We start from the raw sequence: 26,666 nt of genomic DNA, 5'->3' as shown, positions 1-26,666 counted from the left end.
GCACTGCCACCTGCTGGCTTTAAAGATAAAAATATGACGATTACAGATCAACTTAAGACCCTCATTGAAAATGAAGCAGTCAATGAGATGATTGTTTTTTTGAAAGGATTAAATGAAGGAGATAAAAAGGAGCTGGGACCCGAACTGAAAAAACTAAACACCTACTACTCCGAATTTGTAGACCTCAGCACCATGCAAAAGCCTGAAGGCTCCTTTGTAGCAGGTCGCTCCTACGGTGCCCGCGCCCGCGGTCAACAAGGCCTGGTGCTCGCCATCGCATCTTTCGTTTGCCTGGATAAAAAAGGATTCGAAAAAACCTTCTATCGCGCCAGCATCTTTACCAAAGAAACCCTCGATCAGCTCCTCCCCTGGTATACCCCTTCCTGGTTCTCCCAGGTCCTGGACGATGCCAATACCGGCAACAGCTACCGGCTTGATTACGACTTAATCATGCAACTGGAAGCGGGCGGCTATTTCACGCCATCCCCTGAACTGATCCTTATTCACCTACCTTACCTCATCTTTGGCAACAGCAGCAACCGGGAAAAGATCCCGCCTGAAAAAGCCGAAGAAATACTCTTAAAATACCCGGACACTCTTCAAAAACACTTTTGGTATATCTTTGAATATCCCTCCGACATACATCACCTGAGCCGTTATAACAAAGACCTGAATGGCTGGCAGAATCTCATCCTGAAATTCGCCACAGAAGGCCGCCTGGACAGAATGCGGATCTTAAGGGAAAGCCTCTTAACGGCCAACCGTAACTTTAATAAAGTACTGGCAGGCTGGTTTATGGAACTCTTTAGCTTCCTGAAACCAAACAAGGAGGAATTAAAGGCCCTGGCACCCGAACTGCTGATGACGCTGGACTCAAAGCATTCTACTGCCGTGAGCCTGGCCCTGAACAGCCTTAAACAGCTAAAACAGCTGGACTACAATGCCTTCATTACCCACCTGCCCCAGGTCATCCTATCCGGTACAAAAGCCATCCTGACCAGCGTCTTACAGCTCTCAGAAACTATCTGCAGGCAGCATGCAGATGCCCGGCAAGCCATCGCCATCCAGCTATGCCAGCTCTTTTTAAATAAAGAAGAAAGCCTGCAGCAGAAAACAGCAAAGCTCATCAGCACCTACGCATTCCCTGCCTCCGAAGACTTACAGCAACAGTTACAGATGTACGCTGATACTATGCTGACAAGCATCCGGCCATTACTACTTTCTGATCCTGTCACTATCGAACTGGCCGATGATACAGCATCTGAAACACGGCCCCTGATAGGAGAACATAATATGATTGCCCCTATCAATACCGTAGAAGAGCTGATTTATTTCGCCAGCCAGGCTTTTGAAAACAACGAATTTTATCATGCAGAATTACTTCCTGCTGCGCTGATTAATTTACAACACCTGATCACGGAAGATGTGCTGGTCCAGTTGCAGCCAGCATTCAAAAGAGCAGAAAAATTACATGCACGGCCTACGGGTAATATGGGCCACTTAGATCATTTCCTCACAAAATTCCTGCTTGCTTATGCGAAGCAGGACGAAAATACAATACCCTGGGATGTGAAAGAGGCCTATGTCCAGCCATACACCCTCCTATGGCAACATGCCCTGGAAAAACTCAAGGTAAAAGATCAACGTCCGCTATTATCCACGCCTACACATACTCCTGGCTGGATAGACCCGGCAGTATTAGTAAATCGCTTATCGCAGTACAAGGATCAATTACCTCAGGACCTCGATCTACAGATTGCAATCTGCCGTTGCGCATTAGAAGATACAACTGCAGCAATCGCCCTGGCAAAACAACTCCTGACCGGCGATAACAGGGACCTCCTCCTGTTCCTCTTCGGTCAATCAGGCATCACTCCCAAAAAAGGAAATGCCTGGATCCAGGCTGCCAACAGGAAAGGGATAGACCTGGCAGGCCACACAATACCATCCGTTTATTTAAATGGCGATTTCAAATGGAAGACTGCCCAGGAACACTATCTTGCCTATGGCGCTTACAACAGGGAGACCCATGAGTATGAAAGGGTGCCCGCTACCAGGACATCCATCCAAATCAGCTTCCCCGAAGTAACGCCACTTTCCGGCCCTGATCCGCTCTTACAGGAATACCTGGTCAGACAGGCTAAATTTTATTCCATACCAGCAGCAGATGTACCAAGATTACTTTCATTGACCCCAGCAAATCCTTCGCTGATGCTGGCTAATATTATACAGTATTTCATGCCATTATCAGGCATGTACGAAGTAGCAGAAACAACTGCCATTACCGCTGCCATTACCTGGTTAAAAGAACAGGCAGTTTCCTACCGGCCTACTGTCCACTTATTCATCGCCACCTGTATGCTGCATGCGGATAAAACCATACGTGCTTTAGCAGCTGAATGCTGGATCACAGGTGTCAGTACCCACACCCTGCAAAGTGAGGAAACCGGCTACATCATCGGCATCCATCAAAGCCTGGAATGGGCACCGCTGAAACGCTTCACCGACCTGCTTACCGATCACATGATGCAAATCAGCAAGCAACATAATGAAGCGCTCGAACTGCTCTTATCTGTTGTTATTGAGTGTCTGCCGGACAATCCGGTTAAGCAACTGAAAAAACTGTTAGAAATCTTTGCTGAAGTGCTGGCCGTAAACGGCCACAAAGTGACCAGACCCCTGCTAAAGGCAAAACTGACTACGTGGACAGCCATACCAGGGTATAAGAAATTGATAGCTACCCTGAGTTAAAATAAAAGATGATGTCTCCATTACAGTTTGAAAATTGAAAAATTAAAGGAGAATTTTAAAATATGCTCCCCGCTCATTCGTCTCCATCTCATATGAAGAAATTAATTGGTATAACATTAAAATGCCTAAAAGTAGTCCTCGCACTACTCTTACTATTGACAATCACAGTAATAATATATATGAGACACCCACTATTCGGAGAAAAACCTTCCGGAAAGAGATTAGAATTAATCAAAAAATCGCCGCACTACAAAGACGGACAGTTCCAGAACATTCACAATACACCACAACTCACAGAAGGCTATACCATGGGAGGTGTCCTGTACGATTTCCTGTTCAAAAAACGCTTACGCCTCCGCCCTGTAGACTCCCTGCCATCTGTAAAAACAAACCTGCTCAACCTTGCACCTGATCAGGATGTACTGGTTTGGTTCGGTCACTCCTCTTATTTCATCCAGGCAGGCGGCAAGCGCTTCCTGGCCGATCCCGTGTTTTCCGGCAGCGCCTCTCCTCTACCGGGTGGAACCAAGGCTTTCAAAGGCGCTGACATCTACACCACCGATGATTTCCCGGAAATAGATTACCTCTTCATATCCCACGACCACTACGATCACCTGGATTATAAAACCATGCTTGCACTCAAAAATAAGGTGCACAAAGTGATCTGTGGCCTTGGCGTAGGTGCACACCTGGAAAGATGGGGCTATACACCAGACCAGATCATTGAAACCGACTGGTGGCAGGATGTAAATCTTGGAGACGGATTTGCCGTACATACTGCGCCTACACGCCACTTTTCAGGCAGGAGCTTTGCCCGGAATAATACACTCTGGCAATCTTATGTGCTGCAAACTCCAGCTATGAAGATCTATATCGGAGGCGATAGTGGTTATGATACTCATTTTGCAGAGATAGGCAGGAAATTTGGTCCCATCGATTTTGCCATCCTTGAAAATGGCCAGTACGACCTTGCCTGGAAGTATATCCATATGCAGCCGGAAGAAGTGCTGCAGGCGGCAAAAGACCTGAAAGCGAAGAGACTATTGCCTGTACATTCGTCTAAGTTTACACTGGGTAATCATCCCTGGGATGAGCCTTTAAAAAGGATAAAAGCTATTGCTGATATTCCGCTGGCTACACCTATGATCGGGGAGCTGGTGGACCTGCATAATGAACAACAGCCATTTGCTGAATGGTGGAAAGGGGTGAATTGATTGAATAAATGGAGCCTGTATCAAAAGTAATCTGAAGGCATTGAGAATTACAACAACAAAAATTCTCTCCACCAGGTACCCGAATTAAATCCCAGGAATTTTACTTTTGATACAGACTCCTTTATTTGAGCACAATCCGGCAACCGGAAAAGATCTGCTCATCACAGGAACCATGAACAACACACGCTATATTGTATTTGTCTAAATGAATCTTCCCACCATGCATAGTGAACTAGAAAAATACCTGCCAGCCTTCAGGCAACAATTGAACAAGTGGATTACCTTCAGTGATGAAGAATGGGCAATCGTTTCACAACACCTGCAGCTCAAAACCCTCCGTAAAAAAGAATACTTTACCCAGGCAGGCAGCACCTGCAAAGAATTAGGTTTTATCCTTTCCGGCGCTTTACGCCTCTATCACTTAAAAGACATCGAAGAAATCACCAGTTACTTCTGCCTGGCAAATGATTTCATCTGCTCGTACAAAAGCTTCCTGAAACAACAACCCGGCTTCTCCTATATACAGGCCATTACAGACACCCTTCTCATCACCTTCACTTATGATGGCTTACAACAACTTTTAAACCACCCGCTCACCGCTCACAAAACAGAACGCTTTGGCAGACTCATTGCCGAAGATCTCATTTTCTGCTATGAAGACAGGGTCCAGGCTTTCGTCACCCAATCTCCCGAAGAGCGCTACATAAGCCTTTTGAACAACAACTCCCGCATCCTGCAACACATCCCCCAACACTACCTCGCCAATTACCTGGGCATCACACCTGTATCACTTTCGCGGATCCGTAAGCGGATCCTGGAACCCGGGAAATAGATTTTCTTATCTTTTGTTAATGCCTTTCCATTTCCACTTCCTCTAGCTTTGTTTGAAAACAACAAAGTATCAGATGACGACTGTAAATGAAAGACTGGAATGGCGCTATGCAACAAAGAAATTTGATGCAGGCAAAAAAGTTCCTGCCGATAAACTGGACCGCATTATTGAAGCAGTAAGATTGGCCCCTACCACCAGCGGACTTCAACCTTTTGAATTGATTGTAGTCAGCAACCCGGAGATCCGCGCAAAAATCAGAGCCGTATCCTGGAACCAGGCCCAGATTACCGACTGCTCACACCTCCTTGTCTTTGCCGCATGGGACGATATTACCCCCGAACGTGTCCATATGATGTTCGACCTGACCAATGAGATCCGGGGTTTTAAAAATGAAGGCTGGGAAAACTATCGCCTTCAATTACTGGAGAGGGTTGCCGGCCAGGGCAGGGAAACCAATTACCAGGTAGCCGCACGCCAGGCATATATAGGTTTGGGTACCGCCATCGTTGCCGCTGCCTTCGAAGGGGTAGACGCTACTCCCATGGAAGGATTCGACCCCGCCGCTGTCGATAATATCCTTGATTTACCTGCCAGGCACCTGCGCAGCGTCGTCATAATGCCACTCGGCTACCGGGCGGCCGAAGGGGATTGGCTGGTGAACCTGAAAAAGGTGCGCCGGAGCCGGGAAAACTTCGTCACCGAATTGAAGTAATCTACTTCCCGTCTCCTATATTAAAACGTCACTATAAGGTCACTAAAAGAGTACTTGTATATCGATTCGATATTGAGGTGCTCTTTTGGTGACCTTATGGTGATATATTAGTGATCTTTTAATGTAGAGTAAATACCCAGTTTGTCAGCTCTTTTCAGTATATTCATATTGAACCCCAAAAACCATTTTATGGCAATCGTTACAAACAACCTTCTCTTACAGTTCGTGGAAGGCACTATCGGTGATCAAATCACGATTTACAGGCGGAAAGACCGGATTATCATGGCCAAAAAACGTGGTAAATCCACCAAAAAGCCTACGAAAAACCAAGTAGCCGCCAGGCAAAAAATGGCGGAAGCTGCGGCTTATGCTGTAGCCATCCTCCAGGACCCGGAAATAAAGGCGTATTACGAGTCCAAAGCAGGTCCCGGACAGAATGCATACAACATGGCAATCAAGGACGCTTTTAAGGCCCCTGAAGTGCAAAAAATCCAGGTAGAAGAGACTACCGTGGTCGTGACAGCAAAAGACGAATTCAGGGTAGCAGAAGTGGCTGTAAAAGTGCTGGACGCTGCAGGCAACATCCTGGAAAGAGGCAACGCCATTTTAGGCAGGAACGGTGTGGACTGGTATTATAAAGCAGGCAGTTTACCCCACGGCGCGAAGGTGATTGTAGTAGCTGCAGACCTGCCGGGCAATGAGACTGTGATGGAAGTACAACTGGAATAAACCACCAGAATAATTGGCACCCGCACATCTGCAGGCGTAACAGGTAGCCTTCCTTTAGCATTCAGTATCCTGACATGTCAAATTAAAGGCAGCCTTCCTTAAGCATCTATTATACAGACGTATCAAATTAAAAACAAGTTTTAAATCGCTAAAGCCGGAGATAAAAATCCCCGGCTGCATCTCCATACCTATCCTATTCTCTTTAGTGACTGGCACCGCCATTCACCAGCAAATGCTGTCCGTTTACAAAAGATGCCAGCTCACTGGCAAAGAACTCTGCCACATTTGCCACATCCTCTACATGCGCCAGGCGCTTCATGGGATTAGCCTCAATCAGCCATTTGATAGAAGGCTCATTAGGATCTGTAAAGATCCCGGCATTGTCTACTGCGTAAGGAATAATGGAATTCACCGTTACCCCTCTATGCCCGATCTCTTTTGCCAGTACCTCTACCAGGTATTTAGGCGCGGTTTTACTGCCACCATACAGTCCTACGCCTTCGAAAGGGAAAAGAGTGGTACTGCTGGCAATATTAATAATGCGGCCACCATCAGCAATGTGCTTTGCTGCCTGTTGTAAGGTAAAGAATGCACCCTTGGTATTGATGCCAAAAAGCCGGTCATATTGCTGCTCGGTAAATTCAGTGACCGGTACATCTACCAGTTCCACACCTGCATTTGCCACAACGATATCAATCTTTCCAAATTTACTTTTGGCTTCATTGAATAAGTGTTCGATCTCCGTGGTCTGACTGACATCCGCTTTTACTGCGATTACGCTCACACCCATTGCCTGGATGTTGCTTATCACCTCATCAGCACTGGCCTTGTCCCTGGAATAATTGATGACGATATCAGCGCCCAAAGCTGCGAACCGCTCAGCGATTGCTTTACCTAAGCCTCTCGCAGAACCTGTTACGAGGGCTACTTTTCCATTTAGCGTCTTCATGTTTTTTTTTATCAAAGGTAGGCGCAGTCCGGCCCCTCTGTGAAGTAGCTGGTAAAGGATGTATTGTATAATCTTAAGATCGGGGTGTTTTCCTGTATTCTACCGGGGAGATACCGAGTTGCTTTTTGAAGAACTTACTAAAATGTGCGGTATCAGTAAATCCTAGCCGGTAAGCAATATCTTTCACCGGGAGATTGGTATTTTGTAAGAGAGAGCGCGACTCGGCAATGGACTTTTCTGAAATCCACATACCAATTGTTTTTCCTGTCTTCGCCTTTATGACATTACTGAGGTAATTGGGGTGCAGGTTTTGTGCATCTGCATAGTCCTGTAGTCTGAAAACTTCTGTAGCAGCCCCCCTGGCCAGATCACGATAATGCTTCTCCAGCAGCTTCTTGAAATTGACCACGATTTCTGATCCACGGTTGCCTTCATAAATAGGACTATAGTCCATGAAGAAGTATTCCTTGTACTTGAGCAGTAATGCGAAAAAGAGGCTGACGATAATTTTTTTACGGAAGGGTGATTGACCTGTATATTCCTGGTGGATCTGTAAATAGAGGCGTTCAAACTGGCTGAAAACCTCGGGTGTCACCGTCATGGCAGGAACAGTTTCCGTCAACAAAAAAGGAAATTCATCAAAGATATTTCCATGAATGGATTCTTTTAAGAAGGTCTCGCTGAAAGTAATCAGGTAGGCCTCCTGGATCTCTTCATGCCGGAAGGAACGGTAATGACCAGGGTTCGTAAAGTAAATAGTATTGGGCTTGAATGCAAAGGTGTGATGATCCAGGGTATAGATTCCCCTGGCCTGTTTGATAAATCCGAACACGAAGAAGTTAAGACGGCTTACCGGCAGACTAAAAGGCATGGGCTGCTTCAGGTCAGCCAGGTTAAAAATGGTGAATTCGGAATTCAGGTGAATGAGATCAGTAGGTAAATTATTATACCGGTACTGATCTGCTAATGTATCAAAGAGTAAACCTTTCTGGTTTTCATTCATGATTCTAAGTTACATATTTCTCTTATAATCCAGTTCCCGGACCTTTTGTTCCCGGCCGTTTCGTTCTTTAAAGAATTCTTCTGTATAGTACCTGGGGGCTAAGATCTTCAGGACGCTTTTGTTTTTAGTAAATTACCCCCCTGCCACAAAAAATACGATGCTCATATAACTGAATAATATCGCAAACAACACATGCATAATCGTCTCAAACCGCTTCCCCTTCCAGAGTGCTGGGGAATACCCAAAGAACTGAATAATGAGCCTTAAAACCCAGAATACCCCCATTCCCAGGCATAGTCTCCTGCCCAATACCGTATGTACCAGCTCCTCTCCTGAACTCAGGCATAAGATCCCCAGCAATAATACCACCAGGGCAATAAAGAAAGTATGAATAGTCATAATCTGCCGGTTGATCAGGCTCAGCCTTTTCAGCTCCTCTTTCCAGCTGAAGAACCAGGGAAACACGACATGACTGCCAGCTAATAATATCAACAACAAACCTATGACTCTAAAATGAATGATCATTCCTTGAAATTATAAATGTCGAAATAAATGGAGTCGATTTTATCTCCTGATCCAGTTTTAAGTGAGCATCTTTGACATGCTGCAACCAGTTCTTTTTTGAATAGAAATGGAAGAAGCCAATATTGTACGCGATGAAATTAGCAAGGTCTCTCAGGTGCTCAGTGATAAATATTTCACCACCGGGTTTAATGATCCGGGCAAGCTCTCTCATAAACTCCCTGCGCTCTGCTTCATTCCTAATTTCATGTGCAGAGAATATAACAAAGACCTTATCGGCAACTGCATCCTCCAGCGGTAATCGGTTTGTATCGGATGGTATGGTCTGCGGCAATACCGGGTAGGCTTTGCGGGCACGTTTGATGGAGATTTCTGTATGCTTTTGGGGGTCGTAAAAATCTATGATCTTCAGTGTCGCTCCTTTATATTTCTGTTCAAGCAGGATGCTCGTTTCGTCAAATCCTGCATGGATATTCACAATTACCTGTTCGGTATGATTACAGGACACCCAGTTTAACTGGTACAAAGGTGACAGGTCATAAATATACCAGGAGATAATCAGGGAAAAAATGCTGCCTGCAAGTGCGAGGCTGGCAATGATATACCATCCGAAATAATAAGCGACTGCAATCACCAGCAGGGAAATCACATAGAAATGCCAGTTGAACCGGATAATATTAAGTACCCCCTGAAAAGGTTTTCTTGCTATCGCCATGTTTCCAGTTTGCCTTTTTTCCAATGGTAGGGAATGTTATTTATAATAAAAGCATTTGCAAGTACGATATGATGGAAAGGAGTTAAAAAAGAAAAGTGGTAATCCATCACTTTTATAGGTCTGGGTGTCCAGTTTTCTCTAAGCCCTTCTATGATCAACACTTTTTTCGTCTTTGCATTATATTGAAAAGTGAAGGGAAGTGGCCCTGCAAAGCGGCGGGCTTCTTTCCAGTCTGTAAACGGAGAATGCGCCGGCAGTGGTACTGCATCTTCAGCAAGATCCAGGAAGACTTTGAAATCCGGGGATTCAAACGAGCTGGTACTGCCTGACTGAGATTGTTTTATCCTTGTGCTTGTATAATTATAATGAGTGAAGAAATTGCCGAGGTATGCCATCTTCTTTTTATCCGTTTCAGATTTGAGGATGTATAGTCCACGCAATCTTTTCCCGGCACTGTTCGTATACTTTACAAAGATCCTGTACCCAATCAGGAAAAAGTCATTGCCCATAAACTTTGGAAAACCCTTTGGCCGCAGGTGTTTTGTCTGCACCATGGCCACAGCTATAAATCCGTATTGGTCCTGCAATGTATCCAATTCAAGGCAGGGAGGAAGGAGGGCTTGTAATTGCGCTTTGGGCAGGGCAAAAGTCAACACGATAGAATAATCGAAAAATGCCTCGACTGCAAAGGGATGATTTTTAAGACCTGGAAACACGGGTGCTGAGTTTAAATGCTGTATAATAGATGAGCAGGATAAAGATACATGCGTACAGGGAATTGAACCTGCCCCATAGTAAGAGGTCCGGTGCCAGGATAAATTCAATAATATTCATGATGGCGACAATCATCATTTGCAGGATGGCATTGAACCTTGATTTGATCCCACTGATGATCCAGAGTGCCATGCCTGTTTCTAATATGCCGATGGCCAGCGTGAGTGGCCGGGCATACTGATCGCCCAGGATGCGTGCTACTATCTGTTCATGCCGGGGTACAAGGTGCAATACTTTACAGAACAATCCATTGACCAGCCAGACGAGTGCAATTAAATAAGTTAAGAATTTTCGCATGCTGAGAATGAAGATACAGGATAAATTCTATTATCAGGAGCATATAGATAAGAATAAATGCAATGTGATGCACGGGCTATTCATTCTCCAACAGATTATTATCTTAGGAGCATGAAATTCCACTTATTATCTGTACTCGCAGTATGCATGTCCGTGCCCTCCTACGCACAACCTACCGTTACCCGTCAGCAACAACAGCTCAGCATCAACTGGCCTGCCGGGAATGCCCAAAATGCTAAGGTCGTCATCGATCTTGCTGAAAAGCATCCGCTCTTCAAATCCATATCGCTCGGCCCGCAACAAATCACCGGAAATATTGATCCTGCTTTTGTGCTGACTATCGGTGAGAGAGACCTGGTGTCGCAAAACAGCTGGAACATCTTTTTTGATAAAGTACCCAACAAACCGCATCAGAGTTATCCTATCACCATTAAAAAGAGTTCGGTTGATGTAAAAAAAGAAGGCAGCCGTACGATTGTATCCATCGGTCCCATTATGGCGGCAAACTTCAAAGGGGTGCTGGAGCTTACGTTTTACAATGGTAGTCCGCTCTTCAATATTGCCGCTGTGATCAGTACCCAGGAACAGGCCAAAGCCATTTTATTTGATGCGGGATTAGTGAGCCGGCAACCTGACTGGCAAAAGATCTCATGGGTAAATACCGGGGATAGTCTGCAGCAGGCAACAGTGACCAGCAGTGATACAGCCCGTAACCTCTCAGTGAAGTACCGGGCCATTGCTGCCGATGGAAAACAAGGTTCCGTGATGGTATTCCCCCCACCTCATCAGTACTTTTATCCCCTGGATGAGGCTTTCAATTTGCAGTTTACCTGGTATGGCAATCAATACCGGCAAATGGTGAATGGGTATGGCATCGGGATCCGGCAGGACTTGCAGGGTGATCATCGCTTTGTGCCCTGGTTCAATGCTCCTCCCGGTACACAGCAACGCCTCAATTTCTTTTGCCTGCTCAGTAAGGACAATGATTTTACGGCCCTGAAGCGTTTTACCCACAATGACCAGTATGTGCAGTTACCAGGATATAAAACCATGTCCAGTCATTTCCACAACGAATACATCATGAAGGTGGTGATGGCCGGTAAGGCCACTTCGGAGCATCCTGAGTTTGTAGATGTGTTTAAGCACATGGGAGTAGATATCGTGCACCTGGCCGAATTCCATTACACTGCTGATCCAAAGGGGCCGGATGAAAAACGGTTACCACAGCTGAAAGCATTGCATGAGCTTTGTGAAAAACAATCCGGCAAGGATTTCCTCTTATTGCCCGGAGAGGAGCCGAATGAATTCTTTGGCGGGCATTGGCTGAGTTTCTTTCCTAAACCGGTTTACTGGGTCATGTCAAGAAAAGCGGATCAGCCTTATGTAGAATATAACAAGGAGTATGGAAAAGTATATCATATCGCTGATAAAGCGGAGATGCTGCAATTGCTGAAAGATGAAAAGGGGCTTACCTGGACTGCGCATCCAAGAACGAAGGGATCGGTGAATACACCTGATGCTTATAATAAGGAAGCTTTCTTCCTCTCTGACCGTTTTATGGGAGCTGCCTGGAAGGCGATGCCGGCAGACCTTTCACAGCCCAGGCTGGGGAAAAGAGTGCTGGACCTCATGGATGATATGAATAACTGGGGGGTGAAGAAAAGCGTGATCTGTGAGGCAGACCTGTTCACTATTACGCCGCAGAATGAAATGTATGCACATATGAATGTGAATTACCTGATGCTGGACCAGTTACCCGCTTACAAAGACGGCTGGCAGCCAATACTGGATGCAATGCAGCATGGGAAGTTTTTTGTAAGTACGGGAGAGGTATTGATGCCGAAGTTGAAGATCAATGGGCAGGTGTCCGGCGGGCAGGTGCAATTGGGGGCGAATGGGATGGCTGATATTGAGCTGCAATTGACTTGGACGTTTCCAATGAATTTTGTTGAGATTGTTTCGGGAGATGGGAAGCAGGTGTATAGAGAGAAAGTTTCTTTGAAAGATACGGAGGCATTTGGGGAGAGGAATTTTCATTTTAAAAGCAAGCTGGCAGGTAGAAAATGGGTAAGGATAGAGGCCTGGGATATTGCTGCTAATGGGGCGTTTAGCCAGACATTCTGGTTATAATAGAACAGGGGGTATCAAAAGTAAATTGATGGCATTGAGAATTCAATAAAAGGAAATTCTCTCCATCTGTGATCCGGATTAAATACCGGAAATTTTACTTTTGATACACCCCCTGTATTTAATCATGTCGCCTTCTTCTTATACTTATGAGAAAAGATAAATAATGGAATACTTGAAGTAGTCAGCACTGCACCTGATCCTAACATCCATTTGGCTGCCGCAGAATTATCTTCATTGTTATAAGCATTGGCAATTGTGCTCACCAGGCCGATGAGTGTAAGCGGAACCCCTATGCCTAAAGAGGTCCAGCCCAGTGCCTGGAAGGTCTTATGTTTCTGCCAGTTTTCACTGCTTTTATCATAATTGATCCTGGCTTTTCTTTCAAGGGAATCATACTTATGCTGCGAAGATGAAAATGCATAAGCCAGGGACACGCCTACATGGCTGGCCTTATACCCTCCCTTGTTCCAACGCTCATAATTCCCCGATAGCAGCAGGTGCCTGCTTAAGCTGGTGCCGATATTTACACCATAGGTAGTAGACCCATTCTCATAATAAGTCCTGTTATCAGCAAAATAAGTAAGTCCCACCTGCGGCTCTGCAAATAAGGAGCGGTACCTGATATTCGCGCCTAACTTAACAGGAATCGCAAAGAAATCATAACCTTTGATAGTGCTGCCATGGTACCGGATAGCCCCCGTTTGCAGGGATGCTCCAAAGGTACGATTGATCCTGTGCAGGTATTTTACCGAAGCACCCACACCATAGTTATATCCACCATAAGGCATGTAAGAATTATGCCTGAAATCGCCTACAGGTATGGCAAATTCGGGTCCGGCTGACAGCTGTGCATACAATACAGGTTGAAAGGCTACTAACAACAGAATAAGGGAAAATGTGGATTTCATTTAGCGTTTATTGAAAATGTTTACCCATCGTATCTTTCTGGTGTTTCCATAATTCCTGGAACACCGGGCTATGATGCAGGAGATGTTCGAAAGTACCTTCATCTACGATCCTCCCCTGGTGTAATACATACACATAATCAAATTGTGGTAACAAATGCAGGCGATGGATGGAAGATATTACCGCCTTGTCCGCAAATGCTTCGAACAATTTGTTGTAGATCATAGCTTCGGTTTTGGGATCTACACTGCTGGTAGGTTCATCCAGCAGGACTACTTCACTCTCCCTGGCGGCAAGGATCCCTCTTGCCAGTGCCAGTCTTTGTTTTTGTCCGCCTGAAAGGTTCACGCCTTTTTCACGAATATCTGATTCAAGACCTAAAGGTAACTGTTTGATTACTTCTGTAAAATGCGCACTTTCGCACACCGCTGTAATATCTGCTTCCGTGAATGGTAAGCCGAGCGTGACATTGTAAGCAATGGTGTTCTCAAAGATCTCCGGTTCCTGCGGAAAGAGGGTGACAGTTTCATTGAGGGTATCGAGGTCATAAGTGCGGCCATCTACCCTGAGCTCAAAACCGGGACGGGGGTCGTACAATCCTCTCAACAGGGATAAGAGGGTACTTTTACCGCTGCCACTCTCCCCTATCAGGGCAATGCGCTTACCCCGGTCAATAGTGATGTTCAGGCTATGCAGACTTTGTGGTCCATGCTCAGCATCGTATTGTTCCCGGTGGGAGAAGTTTAGTTCCCTGATAGAAATTGACTGCCAGGTATCAGGCAGGTCGGTAGGTGCATCCGGACGATGGTGTTGTTTGAAAGCGGTGTCAATGTTTGCCGCCGTTTGTACAGAAGTATTGTATTGGGTAATGTCCGTATACTGCCAGGCAAAATCGTAGAATACGCTGGTAAACTGGTTCACATATCCCAGCAGGGTAACCAGTCCGGCCACATAAAAGACTTTTCCCGGTTCCCAGTATTGCAACACATAACCTACTGCTACCACACAGTAAATGATGGTAATGAGGATATCGGCTACAAACCATTTCCATTCATTGATGCGGACGTTCTTTTTGAAGGGAGGAAGGATCTGATGAACTTTGCCCAGCAGTCCTGTTTCCATACTCTTTTCAAGACGCAGGGTAATGACGGTCATGATATTGGAAAGACTATCAAAGAGTGTAGATGACACCACGTGTTCCTTTTCATTCACCTCATCCAGGGTGCGGATGAAGGGCTTATCGAATTTAAAGATGACCCATATGGTGATGATGCCCAGCACAACACCGATGGTACCGAATAAAGGAGAAAAGTAGATGATAGCGATGACTGAAAAGATCAGTTTACCCACAGCCCGGAGGTACATAAAGCCATGGTCGAAGAAAGTCTTTAATGCTTCGTAGGCCTTACGGATGCGGTTGATAGTAGCGCCACTGTGGTGGTCCTGGTGCCATTTTACAGGCAGGTGCAGCACCTGGTGGTAACGTTCATGGAGGAAGTTGCGGCTCAGGTTGAAGGCCAGTTCCCGCTCCATGACACGGGCAGGCCCGTGGAAACACCACTCCAGTAATTTGAGACCGAAATAGCTGGCGGCGTACAGAAATGCGTAATGTAAGACCTGTTGTGTATCCTGCTGGATCTTGTTGATAAACCACCCGAGCAGCATAGGATATAAGGCGTAAATGATGGCGGAAACGGTGAACATGGCATAGACCAGTACGTATCTTTTTCTTTCTTTCCGTGCGTAGTGCCAGGCTGTACTTAACAGGGAAACATATGGGTTTGCCATTGCAAAAAAATCTTCTTAGGTAAGGTGCAAAGATATAAAAAGCATTTTTCCCTGGCACAAAATTGGTTGTGGTTTTACTAAAAATATTAGCATATGGCAAACAAAGATGATTTACAGCATAGCGATCAGGGCAATACTATTAAGGACCCGGATCAGTGGACTACCGGCGATGAGCCAATGACTGGCGCGCAACGTTCCTATCTTCACACCCTGGCGGGAGAAGCAAAAGAAGAGATTGATGAGGATATGACCAAGGCGGAAGCTTCTAAAAAGATTGAAGAATTGCAGGAGCAAACGGGTAGAGGTAAACAACAAAATGACTAATTGAGAAGCAAATCCCCGGACTTTGCCCACGGCAAGGCCCGGGGATTCTTTAAGGTAGGTTCTTTGTATCTTTGCCCTCCAAATCACTCAACATGGAATCAAAAGATCCGCTTCACGGCCTTACGCTCGAAAAAATACTCATTCACCTGGTAGATTCCTTTGGCTGGGATGAACTGGGGTACCAGATCCGGATCAATTGTTTTATCAGTAATCCTTCTATACAATCCAGTCTTAAATTCCTCCGCAAAACACCCTGGGCGAGAACCAAGGTGGAAGATTTCTATAAAGATGCACTGAAAAAAGGGAAGCTGAAATAATTCAGAAGTACATTGAAAGGCAAAAAAGTTCGTGAACGGCACCTTAAAAAAGGGGCCGCTGAAATAAGCTGACTGTACTCAGGGCTGCAGCGAGTTCAACTAAATTCATGGGTAGAGCAATTATTGACCTAAAAACCCTACGCATGAGACAAGTTTTACTCTTCGTCACTGCATTACTATGCAGCACCCTATCATTTGCACAAAACTACTGGAGACCCCACACCGACGGTGCCAGAATTACACCCGACAAAGCAGTATCCCGCCTCGCATTTCCAGCCGAATACAAATTGTTCGACCTGGATTTATCACCATTAAAGACCGAGGTATTCAGGGCTGTCGGCAAAACTTCCGCACAGGGCATCATCATTTCCCTGCCTAATGCAGACGGACAGATTGAACAATTCGAAATTGTAGAAGCATCTAATTTTGAGCCTGCCTTGCAAGCGAAATTTCCTGAGATCAGGGCATTTTCAGGAAAAGGTGTTACCGACAAATCCGCAATTTTGAAGCTGAGCATCTCTCCACAAGGTATCCAAAGCACTGTATTCCGCGTGGAAAAAGAAACTGAATTCATTGAGCCTTTTTCTGCTGACCACACGGTGTACACAGTATTTAAAAAACAAGCAAAATCATTGCCCTGGAAATGCTCCACGCCCGAGCAGAAACTGGCAACTGACCTGAGCAACAGCGTGACAGCCAGGTCTACCGGTGACCTGAAAACACTGCGATTGGCGCAATCTGTGACTGCCGAATACTCCAACTATTTTGGAGCTACAAGTTCCAGCCAGGTAGCCCTGGTGCTAGCAGCTGTCAACGCTACACTTACCCGTTGTAATGGCGTGTATGAAAAAGACCTCGCCATTCACCTGAACCTGATAGCTTCGACTACCAACGTATTTTATTACAACGCTTCTACCGATCCTTATTCCAATGCCAGCACAGGTGCCTCAGGATCCTGGAACAGCGAGTTACAAAATACGCTGACTTCCGTAATCGGTGCGGCCAACTATGATATCGGTCACCTGTTTGGTGCCTCCGGTGGTGGTGGCAATGCCGGTTGTATTGGTTGTATCTGTGTGGATGGTTCAAAAGGTAGTGGTTTTACCTCTCCTGCTGATGGCATTCCACAGGGCGATAATTTCGATATCGATTATGTGGTGCATGAAGTAGGGCACCAGCTGGGTGCCAACCATACCTTCTCTTATGGCAATGAGGGCACTGGTGTGAATGTGGAACCCGGTTCTGGTATTACTATTATGGGTTATGCCGGTATTACCGGCTATGACCTGGCCCCCCATTCAATTGATATCTTCCACGCCGTTTCTATCAACCAGATCCAGACGAATCTTGCCAGCAAGACTTGTCCTGTCACCACCAGTATCTCGGCTAACAATGCGACTCCCGTAGTGAGTGGCGGTGGTAGTTATACCATTCCTATCAGCACTCCCTTTGCGCTGACTGGTTCTGCCACTGATGCCAATGCCAGCAATGTGCTTACTTATTGCTGGGAGCAGATTGACAATGCATCTACCTCACAGACAGGGTCCAGCAGCGTAGCCAGTGCTACTAAGGCATCTGGTCCTAACTGGATTTCATTTGCACCCACTACCTCTCCTACCCGGCTGTTTCCTAAGCTGGCTACAATCCTGGCAGGTAACCTGGTATCGGGTCCGCTCTCGGGTGGAGATGCAGGTGCAAATACCGAAGCTTTGAGCTCAGTAGCAAGAACCCTGCACTTCAGGTTAACTGTAAGAGATAATGCCCCGTATAGTTCTACCGCTCCCGTTAGTGTGGGTCAGACCAACTATGCTGATGTAACGGTGACTGTAAGCAATGCAGCAGGTCCGTTTGCTGTGACTGCACCTAATACCGCGGTATCATGGGCAGGGAATTCTTCACAGACAGTCACCTGGAATGTGGCCAGTACCACCGCATCGCCGGTAAGTACTGCTAATGTTAAGATTTCCCTCTCTACTGATGGTGGTAATACATTCACTACCCTGGTAGACAGTACCCCTAACGATGGTAGTCAGGTCGTAACAATTCCGAATACCCCTACCACAACCGCCAGGATAAAAGTTGAAGCAGTAGGAAATATCTTCTTTGATATCTCTAATACTAACTTCACGATCACTGCGGGCACAGGATGTTCTGCACCTACAGGCTTAACTTCATCCGGTGTTACCACTACTGCTGCTACCATAGGCTGGACTGCGGTAAGTGGGGCAGCATCTTACAAGGTGGATTACAAGGCTGCTTCATCCAGCACCTGGATCAGTGCTGCCACTGCTACTACGGCCACGTCTATAGGATTGACCGGGCTTACACAGGGTACGACCTACGACTTCAGGGTAAGAACTACCTGTAGCAGTGATACCAGCGTATATAACAGTGCACAGTTTACTACCATCTCTACAGATAGCTGTAATGTGCCTACCGCGTTGACCAGTGCTGCTATCACTTCTACAGGGGCTACTGTAAGCTGGACAGCTGCAAGTGGTGCATTGAGTTATGATGTAGCTTATAAGCTGAATACATCGTCTACCTGGACGACTGCCGCTACGGCCACTACTTCCACTTCAGTAACCTTAAGCGGGTTAACTGCTGCCTCCCTGTATGACTGGAGAGTAAGGACCAATTGTGCAAGTGGCAGCGGTTCATATGTTGCTGCACAGTTCACGACCTTAACAGCTTCAGGATGTTCCAATACTAAGGATACAAGTACCAATGGTACGATCTCCGGTGCTGCAACGATTCCATTCAATACAAATATTACAGGGCTGATCAGTCCAAGTGGTGATATAGACAATTACAAGTTTGTGATCACTACCAGTGGTACAATTACTATTACACTGAGTACACTGCCGGGTGACTACGACCTGAAACTGCTGAACAGCTCAGGTACGCAAATCGCTATTTCACAGGCAGGAGGTACTACCAGCGAAAGCATCAGTGGTACGATCAGTCCGGGTACTTATTATGCACAGGTATATGGTTATAGCGGGGCAAACAGTGCAACTACCTGCTACACTCTGAGAGTGGCACTGGGTACAGCCAGCCGTTCTGAGGCCATCAGCGGTGATGCAGAAAAGGTACAGGTTTATCCAAACCCGGCTACTAACGTGGTGAACGTAAATCTTTCCAATGTGAAAGGAAAATCAGAGGTAGGGGTGTATGATGTGAATGGCCGCCAGGTGTTGCGTAGAGAAGTGAACGCGGTGAATGCACAACTGGATATTTCAACCTTATCTCCGGGTATTTATATTATCAAAGTGAAGAATGGAACGAAAGAAGTGAGTACGACGAAGATTATTAAACAATAATTTAAAAAAAGTAAGGCCGGAGATCAGTTTCTCCGGCCTTACTTTTTTATTACTTTACTAATTCGCCCATCATCTGGAACATGCCTGTTACCTTCATTCCCTTTCTCAGCCCCTCAAATCGCATATTCTCAGGTACTACATACATATCTATGGTAAAGAAATCCTTCACATCCGGATTGGTCACCAGGCGTACTTTCATGATATACCCTTTTAAAGCGCCATCTTCCAGCAGCACAGTTTCCTTCAGGTCCTCCACCTCCCCGATAAAATCAAAACAGCCACACTGTGCAAGGTCTTTATTCGGGATGTAAGCTGTATATTCAGGACTGTACTTCAGCTCTCCCTCATCGTCATTGGTATAAATATCCAATACATACACAATACCACTGATCTTAACCAGGTGCTTCTTCTGCTTTAAATAAAGCTCCCTGTTTTCCGCATAGTCGGTTGCAAAATAGGTAATACCAAATGTATCTTTGCCGGCACCTGTAATCACTGCTTCCAGGTTATCTACATTCTCCCATTCACTGATGAACTTATTCTCTACATCAATAAAGTAATCTGTTTTGATCACAGGAATGATCGTTTTGGCCCTTTCATTCTCGATGAGCACTCTAAACTTCACATCATCAAATTCTACTTCACTTACTTTCAATCCATTGTTTTCATATACAGGTTCATTAAGGATGCCCTTAACGAAATATTCTCTCAGTGCATTACTACCGCCGGGCTGCCTGTAAGATTCAAAACCAAATATAGCGGCCCATGTATTGCTCATATCATAGGTATTCGCTTTGGCGATCGTCAGTCCGGCCTGGTTGGTTGTTGACGGTGCGACAATCTCTTCCAGGTCTTCAAAGTAATTCTTTTCTTTTGCCAGTTCTATACCGAAAATAAGGTTGGTTTGTTCAGTACTAAAGCCTGTAAAATTGTGATAAGAAATCTGCTCTCCATCTATTTTATACGGGCATGCAATCTTACCTTTTTGTCCGGTGCTGAAATGATATTGCACTACGATTGCGCCGGAGGTTTGCTCATCATAATCAGCATGAAATAAAACGACATAGGAATTAATTTCACCTGCTGCAAGCTGCCGTTCGAACCTCTCTTCCATCTTACTCACCGCATCATCGGCTGATAAATTGTAGGATTTATCTTTCCCAATGAGGAAAAGAAATCCGGCTACGGAGCCATCGTTCCTTTCGTAGGCAGAGATGGGGGCATTGTTTCCCTGTTGCTGCATGATGATAAACCTGACAATGTGTTCATAGTATCGGCTCATTAAGGTAAACAAATCAATGTCTTGTGGCTGTTCTTTCTTTTTGAAGATGTCTAATAGTCCCATATTACTTGTTGTTAACAAAATGCTATGGAACAAATATAATAAAATCCAAATACAACATAATGAATATTTATATTTATATAACTCAATTTAAACCGGTTACAAAACGCTGACCGTCATCATGGTTTTATCAATGAGTCTTACCAGTCTTAATTTTCCCGCGCTTATTTTTAAAATTCCGGCGCTAAAACCAGCTATTCTTCATTATTTTTTTACGCACTTCCTGTTGACAAGTTTTAAAACGTGTCAGCTATCGATCCGGTATTTTGCAGCCCGAAGCATGAAGAATGTTTAAACCCATTACAAGCCATGAATTACGTTATCAAAAGAAATGGTGAGTTCGAGCCCTTTAAAGCCTTTAAGATAAAAGACGCTATAGAAAAGGGATTCATCAGTGTGAATAAAAAACCTGATGAGGCGATATACCAGCAGGTGAATGCACAACTTTTACATAAAGAGGTATGGTCGGTAGAAGAGATCCAGGATATCATTGAGAAGGAATTATTTGCACACAGTCATTTTGAGGTGATGCGGGCATTTATGTTGTACAGGCATACCCGCAAATTACAAAGGGAGCATGTGCATGGTCTGACTCCGGCTACGACACTGGTGGATAGTACGCAAACTATTGAAGAATACATTTCACAAACGGATTGGCGCATCAATGCCAATGCGAATACATCTTATTCCAATGCTGGCCTGGTGAACAATGTAGCAGGAAAGATCATTGCGAATTACTGGCTGGATAAAGTGTATTCACAGGAAGAGGGATATGCGCACCGGAACGGGGATCTTCACATTCATGATATTGATTGTCTGACGGGGTATTGTGCAGGATGGAGTTTACGTGCATTGCTGAATGAAGGTTTCAATGGTGTAAGAGGACGTGTGGAAAGCAGGCCGCCCAATCACTTCCGGGAAGCACTCGGGCAGATGGCGAACTTCCTGGGCATCCTGCAAAGCGAATGGGCTGGTGCACAGGCTTTCAGCTCTTTTGATACTTACCTGGCACCTTATGTTTTTAAGGATCATTTAGCTTATGAAGAGGTCCTGAAAGCGGTGAGGAGTTTTGTGTATAACCTGAATGTGCCGGCCCGCTGGGGACAATCTCCCTTTACGAATATTACGATTGACTGGACGGTGCCGGAGGATTTAAAATTACAATTCCCGACTAAGAAAGATCTTCATCTCTTTGAGGGTATTACAGATCCTGTCATCATTCAAAAAGCAAAAGACAGGGGTGTTGAGCGATTATCAGAGCTGACCTATATTCATTTTCAGCAGGAGATGAATATGATCAATAAGGCGTATTATACAGTGATGACGGAGGGCGATGCGAACGGTCAGCCTTTTACATTTCCAATTCCTACGGTGAATATCACGGAGGATTTTGACTGGTATGGGGAGAATACAGATCTGCTCTTTGCAAACACAGCACGGATAGGTTCCTCTTATTTTCAGAATTTTATTGGCAGTCAGTACATCTATGATGACAATGGGAATCGTGTGGAGAATCCAAATGCTTATAAGCCCAATGCGGTGAGGAGCATGTGTTGCAGATTACAACTGGATCTGCGTGAATTGCTGAAGCGTGGAAACGGGCTTTTTGGAAGTGCAGAAATGACGGGGAGTATTGGGGTGGTGACCATTAACATGGCACGGCTGGGCTACCTGTATAAAGGTGATGCACATGCATTGTACAAACGTCTTGATCTTTTGCTGGACCTGGCGAAATCAACGCTGGAAAAGAAGCGGGTCTTTATCCGGGATATGTATGACAGGGGATTGTTCCCTTATACAAAACGCTACCTTACGCATTTCAGGAATCATTTCTCTACTATTGGTGTGAATGGTATCAATGAGATGATCCGGAATTTTACGAATGACCAGGATGATATTATATCCGAAACAGGTCGTGAGATGGCGGCTGCGGTGCTGGAACATATTCGCAACAAGATGACGCAGTACCAGGCAGAGACAGGCAATCTCTATAACCTGGAGGCTACGCCGGCGGAGGGTACTACCTACCGGTTTGCGAAGGAGGATAAGAAACGTTTCCCTGAGATAATACAGGCGGGGACGGATAATAATATCTATTATACCAATAGTTCACAGATCCCGGTGGATTATACAGATGATCCTTTTGAGGCGCTTTTATTGCAGGATGAGTTGCAGTGTAAGTATACGGGAGGGACGGTATTGCATTTGTATATGAGGGAAAAGATCAGTACCCCCGAGGCGTGTCGTAACCTGGTGAAGAAGGTATTATCCCAGTTCAGGTTGCCTTATATTACAGTAACTCCTGTGTTTAGTATTTGTCCGGAGCATGGGTATCTTTCAGGGGAACATGAATATTGCCCGGTGTGTGAGGATGAGCGTCAGAAGTGCCTGGTGTATACACGGGTAATGGGGTATCACAGGCCTGTGGAGAGTTTTAATATTGGTAAGAAGGGAGAGCATAAGCAAAGGGTACATTTTACAGAAAAGAGTTGTAGTGAATAAACCGATTCATAGTATTTCACCTTTTACCCTACTGGATTATCCGGATAAGACAGCCTGCATACTTTGGTTTGCAGGCTGTAATATGAGATGTGTGTATTGTTATAACCCGGGAATTGTGCTGGGAAAGGGAACGCAGAGTTATGCAGATGCCCTGGCGTTTTTAAGCAGGCGGAAGGCCTTGCTGGATGGGGTGGTCCTGAGTGGTGGTGAGTGTACTTTGCATAAGGGGCTGCCTGATTTTTGCCGTCAGCTGAAAGCGGAGGGATGGCTGGTAAAGGTAGATACGAACGGGTCAAACCCGGGGATGATGGCGGACCTCCTTACGCATGGCTTGATAGATTATGTAGCGCTGGATTATAAGGCACCGGCGGGTAAATATTTTGCTGTTACGCAGTCTTCATTGTATACAAAATTTGAAGAAACGCTGGAGCTATTGATGAGAGGGGATGTAAAATTTGAAATCAGGACGACTGTGCATGCAGATTTGCTGCATGAGGAGGATTTGCAGGCAATGGTAGATGATCTGGGGTTGCGGGGATTTGAAGGGAGCTTGTTTATACAGCATTTTATAAATGATACAATTACGCTTGGCAAGCTGGAAGGTACGCGGAAGAGGATTGATCCGGGGAGGGTGAAGCATCATTGTATTGAATTGATAGTAAGGAATTAAAGTTTTTCCAGGTTTTTGTTTGTTAGTGATCAGCCCGCCCCGGTGAAACCCGCTACAGGAAGATATAAATTATTGATAATCAATAAATTTATCCACCTGATTGCACTAATGTGTAAGAGTTATTATATTTGTAACTGAAACTATACTATGAAAATGCAGGTGCAGACCACAACATCAAATGGAAACCATATTTCAATTCTTCAGCATCTATGTAGATCGAAAGATTAGAATGTTCCAGTTACCTATGCATTTGACCTGGTTAAACAACTAAAAACTCAACATGGCTGAAGACGCAAAGCAGGAAAAAGAAATACTCGCTGAATTAAAAAAGGATTTCCCACTGACGAAAGAGTCGATCAAAGAAATCAATTTGGGCCAATTTTCTTCTTTTCGCCAGGGTGGTAATTTTAAAATTACTTATGCCTGGAGACTTGCCAATAGTTTACAACAAGTAATTTTTGTCAAGTACAGGAATGCAGCCAAATCTAACGCGGCGGATAATTCCAGATATGCGGGTGTCTGTATCAACCTGGCGCATCCATTGCCAGAATTTAAGATTACAGCTAATACTGAGAATGATAAATTCCTCAATTTATATTTGCCTAATTCGGTGAAGGTAAAGACGGTGCCGGCTTTCAATCATAAATACATCCTGGAATCTACTGATCCGGGTACGATTGAGCAGGTGATTGGTATTGAGTTTTTTAATAAGATTATGACGGTGCAGGACCTGAATGTGGAGGTAAAAGAGCGTAAATGCCTGATTTATGGTGTGCATCCTTTTAACTATGAGAGTTGTAAAGTGATGTTTCAGCTGGCGGAGGATATTGTGAAGATGGATCGGGTGCAGCAGGTTGCAGAATAATTTTTAAAGGCCGGAAAGATTCCGGCTTTTTTTATGGATGCACCTATGGTTCGTCAGGCATAGGTGCCTATTCCGTGCTGTTAAAAAGTTCTTATCTTTAGGTCATGCAACATCTCTTTGTTTCCAATACGCCTCCCCCGGTAGCACAATAAGCTAATCAACCGGTTCTCTTTCTTACAACCTGTGCACCGTCCGTGCACACAAATCTTTTATTTTGAAAAATTTCAAATACCCATTCATGGTATTGCTGGGAGGCGCTATGTATGGAACGATGTCGTCATTCGTTAAAATGTCATATACCTGGGGCTATTATGCGGCCGAAATATCCTTTGCACAAGCCTTGCTGTCCGCCCTGTTCCTGGGATGCATTCCCGGGAAAACAGCGCTTAGGGGCAAGTCATGGATTTCCCTGTTGCTCACCGGTAGTGCGATAGGTCTTGCAAATTTTCTATATTACCAGTCTGTAAGCTATATTTCTGCATCTTTGGCCATTGTCATCCTGATGCAGTTCACCTGGTTTAGTCTCCTGCTGGAATGGATCATCTTCCACCAGCGGCCCGGCAGGCCGGAACTCATCACAGTGTTCTTTATTTTAACCGGCACTATCATGGCCGGTGATCTGCTGCGGGAAGGAGCACTCGCCATTTCCTGGCAGGGTATCGCCTTTTCCTTATCTGCCTCTCTCGCTTATGCCCTCTATATTGTGGCTAACAGCCGGGTAGGTAAAGGGGGGAACTGGCAAACGAAAAGTGCCCTCATTATGGCAGGCTCCGCTCTGACTATTTTTGTGATCAATGCAGGTACTATTAGCGCACATAATCACTTTGGTGCGGGTTTCCTGCTATGGGCTTTGTTCTTTTCAATCGTTGGCACTACGATACCTACAGCCCTCTTTGCCGTGGGTATTCCGAAAATAGGGGCAGGGACCAGTGCCATACTGATGACGATCGAATTTCCTGTAGCCGTGTTATGCGCACATTTTATTCTTCATGAAAGAATTACATTGGTACAGGTGACAGGTATCGTCATCATGCTGGCGGCCATTTCAGTTATGAATTATTTCAAATCATTAAAAAGGTAATCAATGTTCTATATCAGCGACATTCAAAAGACACCACCAGCCGAATTTAGGACACCGCTGCAGGAGCTCGTGTATACCACCCTGCAACGCATGCAGGTACCTTTCGAAAGGGTGGATACGGACGAAGCCATTACCATGGAAGATTGTATCCTGATCAATGAAAAGCTGAACGTACAGATCGTGAAGACCCTCTTTCTTTGCAACCGGCAGCAGACTAATTTCTACCTCTTTGTGACGACTGCCGATAAGCCTTTCGTTACCAAAGATTTCAGCAGTGCGGTAGGAATTCCGAGGGTATCATTTGCCTCTGTGGAGTTATTAAACAAGCTGTTGGGGACCCCGGTAGGCGGTGCCACCATCTTTGGGACCCTGCTGGACAAGGAAAACAAAGTTCAGGTGATGATTGACAAAGATGTACTTAATGAAGAATGGTATGGCTGCAGTGACGGTACGCCCAGGGGCTATATGAAAATAAGCCGGGACTGGATACTCAATGATTTTCTCCGGCATACACAACATACGCCTACATTTATCCAGGTATAGCATATGTATGAAAGCGGGAATTCACCCAGGGAGGAAAGAAAGCCCGTTTTTTTAAATTAAAGAGCCTGTAGCAAAAGTAAAATGTTAAGAATTTGAAGATATGGAATGCTCAATAACTTCAAATCACTTTTGATACAGGCTCTTCCTGTTTATATTACGCCAATAGCGCCAATATTCTCCTCCTGCTTCATTCGCTTCTTATACTTAAAATATTGATAAGTCTTCTTCCAGTCCTTTCATACGAAGCATCTGGTGGATTTCATTATCATCTTTATAGTGCTCTGTCATTCCAGCACATATTGTACATTGTCCTCCAATTCCTGCGGTGTAAGCATAAGTGAGTATAGGTTAGGGTTATTAAAAATATAAATATATAA

General features: G+C 45.1%; 23 protein-coding genes. 14 read left to right on the top strand and 9 right to left on the bottom strand.

What is annotated here, in order from left to right; translation table 11 throughout:
- Positions 1-33: 33 nt before the first annotated feature.
- The 5 genes from DXN04_RS05820 to DXN04_RS05800 all read left to right on the top strand — a co-directional run bounded on the left by DXN04_RS05820 (position 34) and on the right by DXN04_RS05800 (position 6,238).
- Complete coding sequence (locus DXN04_RS05820; protein ID WP_116852336.1) at positions 34-2,751, top strand: DUF6493 family protein; 2,718 nt, start codon at positions 34-36, stop codon at positions 2,749-2,751.
- A 179-nt stretch (positions 2,752-2,930) separates the two neighbouring features.
- The gene (locus tag DXN04_RS05815) at positions 2,931-3,965 is read left to right on the top strand and encodes an MBL fold metallo-hydrolase (RefSeq protein ID WP_233525520.1); all 1,035 of its coding nucleotides are present in this window, start codon (positions 2,931-2,933) and stop codon (positions 3,963-3,965) included.
- Positions 3,966-4,185: 220 nt separating this feature from the next.
- Positions 4,186-4,797 carry a Crp/Fnr family transcriptional regulator gene (locus tag DXN04_RS05810; protein ID WP_158568864.1) on the top strand — a complete coding sequence of 204 codons (612 nt, stop codon included), beginning with the start codon at positions 4,186-4,188 and terminating at the stop codon, positions 4,795-4,797.
- Positions 4,798-4,870: 73 nt separating this feature from the next.
- The gene (locus tag DXN04_RS05805) at positions 4,871-5,509 is read left to right on the top strand and encodes an NAD(P)H-dependent oxidoreductase (protein WP_116852333.1); all 639 of its coding nucleotides are present in this window, start codon (positions 4,871-4,873) and stop codon (positions 5,507-5,509) included.
- 189 nt (positions 5,510-5,698) lie between these two features.
- Positions 5,699-6,238 carry a hypothetical protein gene (locus DXN04_RS05800; protein ID WP_116852332.1) on the top strand — a complete coding sequence of 180 codons (540 nt, stop codon included), beginning with the start codon at positions 5,699-5,701 and terminating at the stop codon, positions 6,236-6,238.
- Positions 6,239-6,440: 202 nt separating this feature from the next.
- Here DXN04_RS05800 and DXN04_RS05795 read toward each other — a convergent pair whose 3' ends face one another.
- The 6 genes from DXN04_RS05795 to DXN04_RS05770 all read right to left on the bottom strand — a co-directional run bounded on the left by DXN04_RS05795 (position 6,441) and on the right by DXN04_RS05770 (position 10,498).
- Positions 6,441-7,187: an SDR family oxidoreductase gene (locus DXN04_RS05795; protein ID WP_116852331.1), complete on the bottom strand. Its 747-nt coding sequence runs from the start codon at positions 7,185-7,187 to the stop codon at positions 6,441-6,443.
- A 73-nt stretch (positions 7,188-7,260) separates the two neighbouring features.
- Complete coding sequence (locus DXN04_RS05790; protein ID WP_116852330.1) at positions 7,261-8,190, bottom strand: helix-turn-helix domain-containing protein; 930 nt, start codon at positions 8,188-8,190, stop codon at positions 7,261-7,263.
- Between the two features lie 132 nt (positions 8,191-8,322).
- Positions 8,323-8,715, bottom strand: coding sequence for a hypothetical protein (locus tag DXN04_RS05785; protein WP_116852329.1), 393 nt, complete (start codon positions 8,713-8,715; stop codon positions 8,323-8,325).
- Positions 8,699-9,427, bottom strand: a complete 729-nt coding sequence (locus tag DXN04_RS05780; RefSeq protein ID WP_116852328.1) for a class I SAM-dependent methyltransferase — start codon at positions 9,425-9,427, stop codon at positions 8,699-8,701. Before DXN04_RS05780 ends, DXN04_RS05785 begins: the two co-directional genes overlap by 17 nt.
- Positions 9,418-10,143 carry a DUF2071 domain-containing protein gene (locus tag DXN04_RS05775; protein WP_116852327.1) on the bottom strand — a complete coding sequence of 242 codons (726 nt, stop codon included), beginning with the start codon at positions 10,141-10,143 and terminating at the stop codon, positions 9,418-9,420. Before DXN04_RS05775 ends, DXN04_RS05780 begins: the two co-directional genes overlap by 10 nt.
- On the bottom strand, positions 10,127-10,498 hold the full coding sequence (locus tag DXN04_RS05770; protein WP_116852326.1) for a DoxX-like family protein: 372 nt from the start codon (positions 10,496-10,498) through the stop codon (positions 10,127-10,129). The genes DXN04_RS05775 and DXN04_RS05770 overlap by 17 nt, the downstream gene beginning before the upstream one ends.
- A gap of 111 nt (positions 10,499-10,609) precedes the next feature.
- Between DXN04_RS05770 and DXN04_RS05765 the strand changes: the two genes are divergently transcribed.
- The gene (locus tag DXN04_RS05765) at positions 10,610-12,628 is read left to right on the top strand and encodes a CehA/McbA family metallohydrolase domain-containing protein (protein WP_116852325.1); all 2,019 of its coding nucleotides are present in this window, start codon (positions 10,610-10,612) and stop codon (positions 12,626-12,628) included.
- Between the two features lie 122 nt (positions 12,629-12,750).
- On the opposite strand, the gene DXN04_RS05760 is transcribed toward DXN04_RS05765, so the two are convergent.
- A complete protein-coding gene (locus tag DXN04_RS05760; protein ID WP_116852324.1) occupies positions 12,751-13,536 on the bottom strand; it encodes a hypothetical protein in 786 nt (261 codons plus the stop codon).
- Positions 13,537-13,543: 7 nt separating this feature from the next.
- Entirely contained in the window at positions 13,544-15,322 is a 1,779-nt protein-coding gene (locus DXN04_RS05755; protein WP_116852323.1) for an ABC transporter ATP-binding protein, read from the bottom strand.
- A gap of 93 nt (positions 15,323-15,415) precedes the next feature.
- Here DXN04_RS05755 and DXN04_RS05750 point away from each other — a divergent pair, with 93 nt between their 5' ends.
- The 3 genes from DXN04_RS05750 to DXN04_RS05740 all read left to right on the top strand — a co-directional run bounded on the left by DXN04_RS05750 (position 15,416) and on the right by DXN04_RS05740 (position 19,286).
- Positions 15,416-15,646, top strand: a complete 231-nt coding sequence (locus tag DXN04_RS05750) for a DUF3072 domain-containing protein (RefSeq protein WP_116852322.1) — start codon at positions 15,416-15,418, stop codon at positions 15,644-15,646.
- 92 nt (positions 15,647-15,738) lie between these two features.
- Positions 15,739-15,963 carry a VF530 family protein gene (locus DXN04_RS05745; RefSeq protein ID WP_116852321.1) on the top strand — a complete coding sequence of 75 codons (225 nt, stop codon included), beginning with the start codon at positions 15,739-15,741 and terminating at the stop codon, positions 15,961-15,963.
- A gap of 143 nt (positions 15,964-16,106) precedes the next feature.
- Complete coding sequence (locus tag DXN04_RS05740) at positions 16,107-19,286, top strand: reprolysin-like metallopeptidase (protein WP_116852320.1); 3,180 nt, start codon at positions 16,107-16,109, stop codon at positions 19,284-19,286.
- Positions 19,287-19,335: 49 nt separating this feature from the next.
- On the opposite strand, the gene DXN04_RS05735 is transcribed toward DXN04_RS05740, so the two are convergent.
- A complete protein-coding gene (locus DXN04_RS05735) occupies positions 19,336-20,631 on the bottom strand; it encodes a hypothetical protein (protein WP_116852319.1) in 1,296 nt (431 codons plus the stop codon).
- 306 nt (positions 20,632-20,937) lie between these two features.
- Between DXN04_RS05735 and DXN04_RS05730 the strand changes: the two genes are divergently transcribed.
- From DXN04_RS05730 to DXN04_RS05710, 5 genes are all read left to right on the top strand, one after another.
- Positions 20,938-23,130, top strand: coding sequence for a ribonucleoside triphosphate reductase (locus DXN04_RS05730; protein ID WP_116852318.1), 2,193 nt, complete (start codon positions 20,938-20,940; stop codon positions 23,128-23,130).
- Positions 23,123-23,800, top strand: coding sequence for an anaerobic ribonucleoside-triphosphate reductase activating protein (locus DXN04_RS05725; RefSeq protein WP_199414987.1), 678 nt, complete (start codon positions 23,123-23,125; stop codon positions 23,798-23,800). The genes DXN04_RS05730 and DXN04_RS05725 overlap by 8 nt, the downstream gene beginning before the upstream one ends.
- A 280-nt stretch (positions 23,801-24,080) precedes the next feature.
- Positions 24,081-24,665, top strand: coding sequence for a hypothetical protein (locus DXN04_RS05720; RefSeq protein WP_116852317.1), 585 nt, complete (start codon positions 24,081-24,083; stop codon positions 24,663-24,665).
- 214 nt (positions 24,666-24,879) lie between these two features.
- On the top strand, positions 24,880-25,746 hold the full coding sequence (locus DXN04_RS05715) for an EamA family transporter (protein WP_116852316.1): 867 nt from the start codon (positions 24,880-24,882) through the stop codon (positions 25,744-25,746).
- A gap of 3 nt (positions 25,747-25,749) precedes the next feature.
- On the top strand, positions 25,750-26,289 hold the full coding sequence (locus tag DXN04_RS05710; protein ID WP_116852315.1) for a prolyl-tRNA synthetase associated domain-containing protein: 540 nt from the start codon (positions 25,750-25,752) through the stop codon (positions 26,287-26,289).
- Positions 26,290-26,666: the final 377 nt, after the last annotated feature.

It is taken from the genome of Chitinophaga silvisoli, assembly GCF_003412465.1.
Taxonomy (GTDB): Bacteria; Bacteroidota; Bacteroidia; order Chitinophagales; family Chitinophagaceae; genus Chitinophaga; species Chitinophaga silvisoli.
The sequence above is the reverse complement of the archived record's forward strand: the minus strand, read 5'-3'. Positions and strand labels throughout refer to the sequence as shown.

Excerpts from the sequence above, each read along its gene's own strand:
- DXN04_RS05785 (WP_116852329.1), bottom strand. The coding sequence starts at position 8,715 with ATGATCATTCATTTTAGAGTCATAGGTTTGTTGTTGATATTATTAGCT.
- DXN04_RS05795 (WP_116852331.1), bottom strand. The coding sequence starts at position 7,187 with ATGAAGACGCTAAATGGAAAAGTAGCCCTCGTAACAGGTTCTGCGAGA.
- DXN04_RS05805 (WP_116852333.1), top strand. The coding sequence starts at position 4,871 with ATGACGACTGTAAATGAAAGACTGGAATGGCGCTATGCAACAAAGAAA.
- DXN04_RS05790 (WP_116852330.1), bottom strand. The coding sequence starts at position 8,190 with ATGAATGAAAACCAGAAAGGTTTACTCTTTGATACATTAGCAGATCAG.
- DXN04_RS05765 (WP_116852325.1), top strand. The coding sequence starts at position 10,610 with ATGAAATTCCACTTATTATCTGTACTCGCAGTATGCATGTCCGTGCCC.
- DXN04_RS05770 (WP_116852326.1), bottom strand. The coding sequence starts at position 10,498 with ATGCGAAAATTCTTAACTTATTTAATTGCACTCGTCTGGCTGGTCAAT.
- DXN04_RS05735 (WP_116852319.1), bottom strand. The coding sequence starts at position 20,631 with ATGGGACTATTAGACATCTTCAAAAAGAAAGAACAGCCACAAGACATT.
- DXN04_RS05710 (WP_116852315.1), top strand. The coding sequence starts at position 25,750 with ATGTTCTATATCAGCGACATTCAAAAGACACCACCAGCCGAATTTAGG.
- DXN04_RS05750 (WP_116852322.1), top strand. The coding sequence starts at position 15,416 with ATGGCAAACAAAGATGATTTACAGCATAGCGATCAGGGCAATACTATT.
- DXN04_RS05730 (WP_116852318.1), top strand. The coding sequence starts at position 20,938 with ATGAATTACGTTATCAAAAGAAATGGTGAGTTCGAGCCCTTTAAAGCC.
- DXN04_RS05810 (WP_158568864.1), top strand. The coding sequence starts at position 4,186 with ATGCATAGTGAACTAGAAAAATACCTGCCAGCCTTCAGGCAACAATTG.
- DXN04_RS05745 (WP_116852321.1), top strand. The coding sequence starts at position 15,739 with ATGGAATCAAAAGATCCGCTTCACGGCCTTACGCTCGAAAAAATACTC.
- DXN04_RS05780 (WP_116852328.1), bottom strand. The coding sequence starts at position 9,427 with ATGGCGATAGCAAGAAAACCTTTTCAGGGGGTACTTAATATTATCCGG.
- DXN04_RS05720 (WP_116852317.1), top strand. The coding sequence starts at position 24,081 with ATGGCTGAAGACGCAAAGCAGGAAAAAGAAATACTCGCTGAATTAAAA.
- DXN04_RS05755 (WP_116852323.1), bottom strand. The coding sequence starts at position 15,322 with ATGGCAAACCCATATGTTTCCCTGTTAAGTACAGCCTGGCACTACGCA.
- DXN04_RS05820 (WP_116852336.1), top strand. The coding sequence starts at position 34 with ATGACGATTACAGATCAACTTAAGACCCTCATTGAAAATGAAGCAGTC.
- DXN04_RS05760 (WP_116852324.1), bottom strand. The coding sequence starts at position 13,536 with ATGAAATCCACATTTTCCCTTATTCTGTTGTTAGTAGCCTTTCAACCT.
- DXN04_RS05815 (WP_233525520.1), top strand. The coding sequence starts at position 2,931 with ATGAGACACCCACTATTCGGAGAAAAACCTTCCGGAAAGAGATTAGAA.
- DXN04_RS05740 (WP_116852320.1), top strand. The coding sequence starts at position 16,107 with ATGAGACAAGTTTTACTCTTCGTCACTGCATTACTATGCAGCACCCTA.
- DXN04_RS05800 (WP_116852332.1), top strand. The coding sequence starts at position 5,699 with ATGGCAATCGTTACAAACAACCTTCTCTTACAGTTCGTGGAAGGCACT.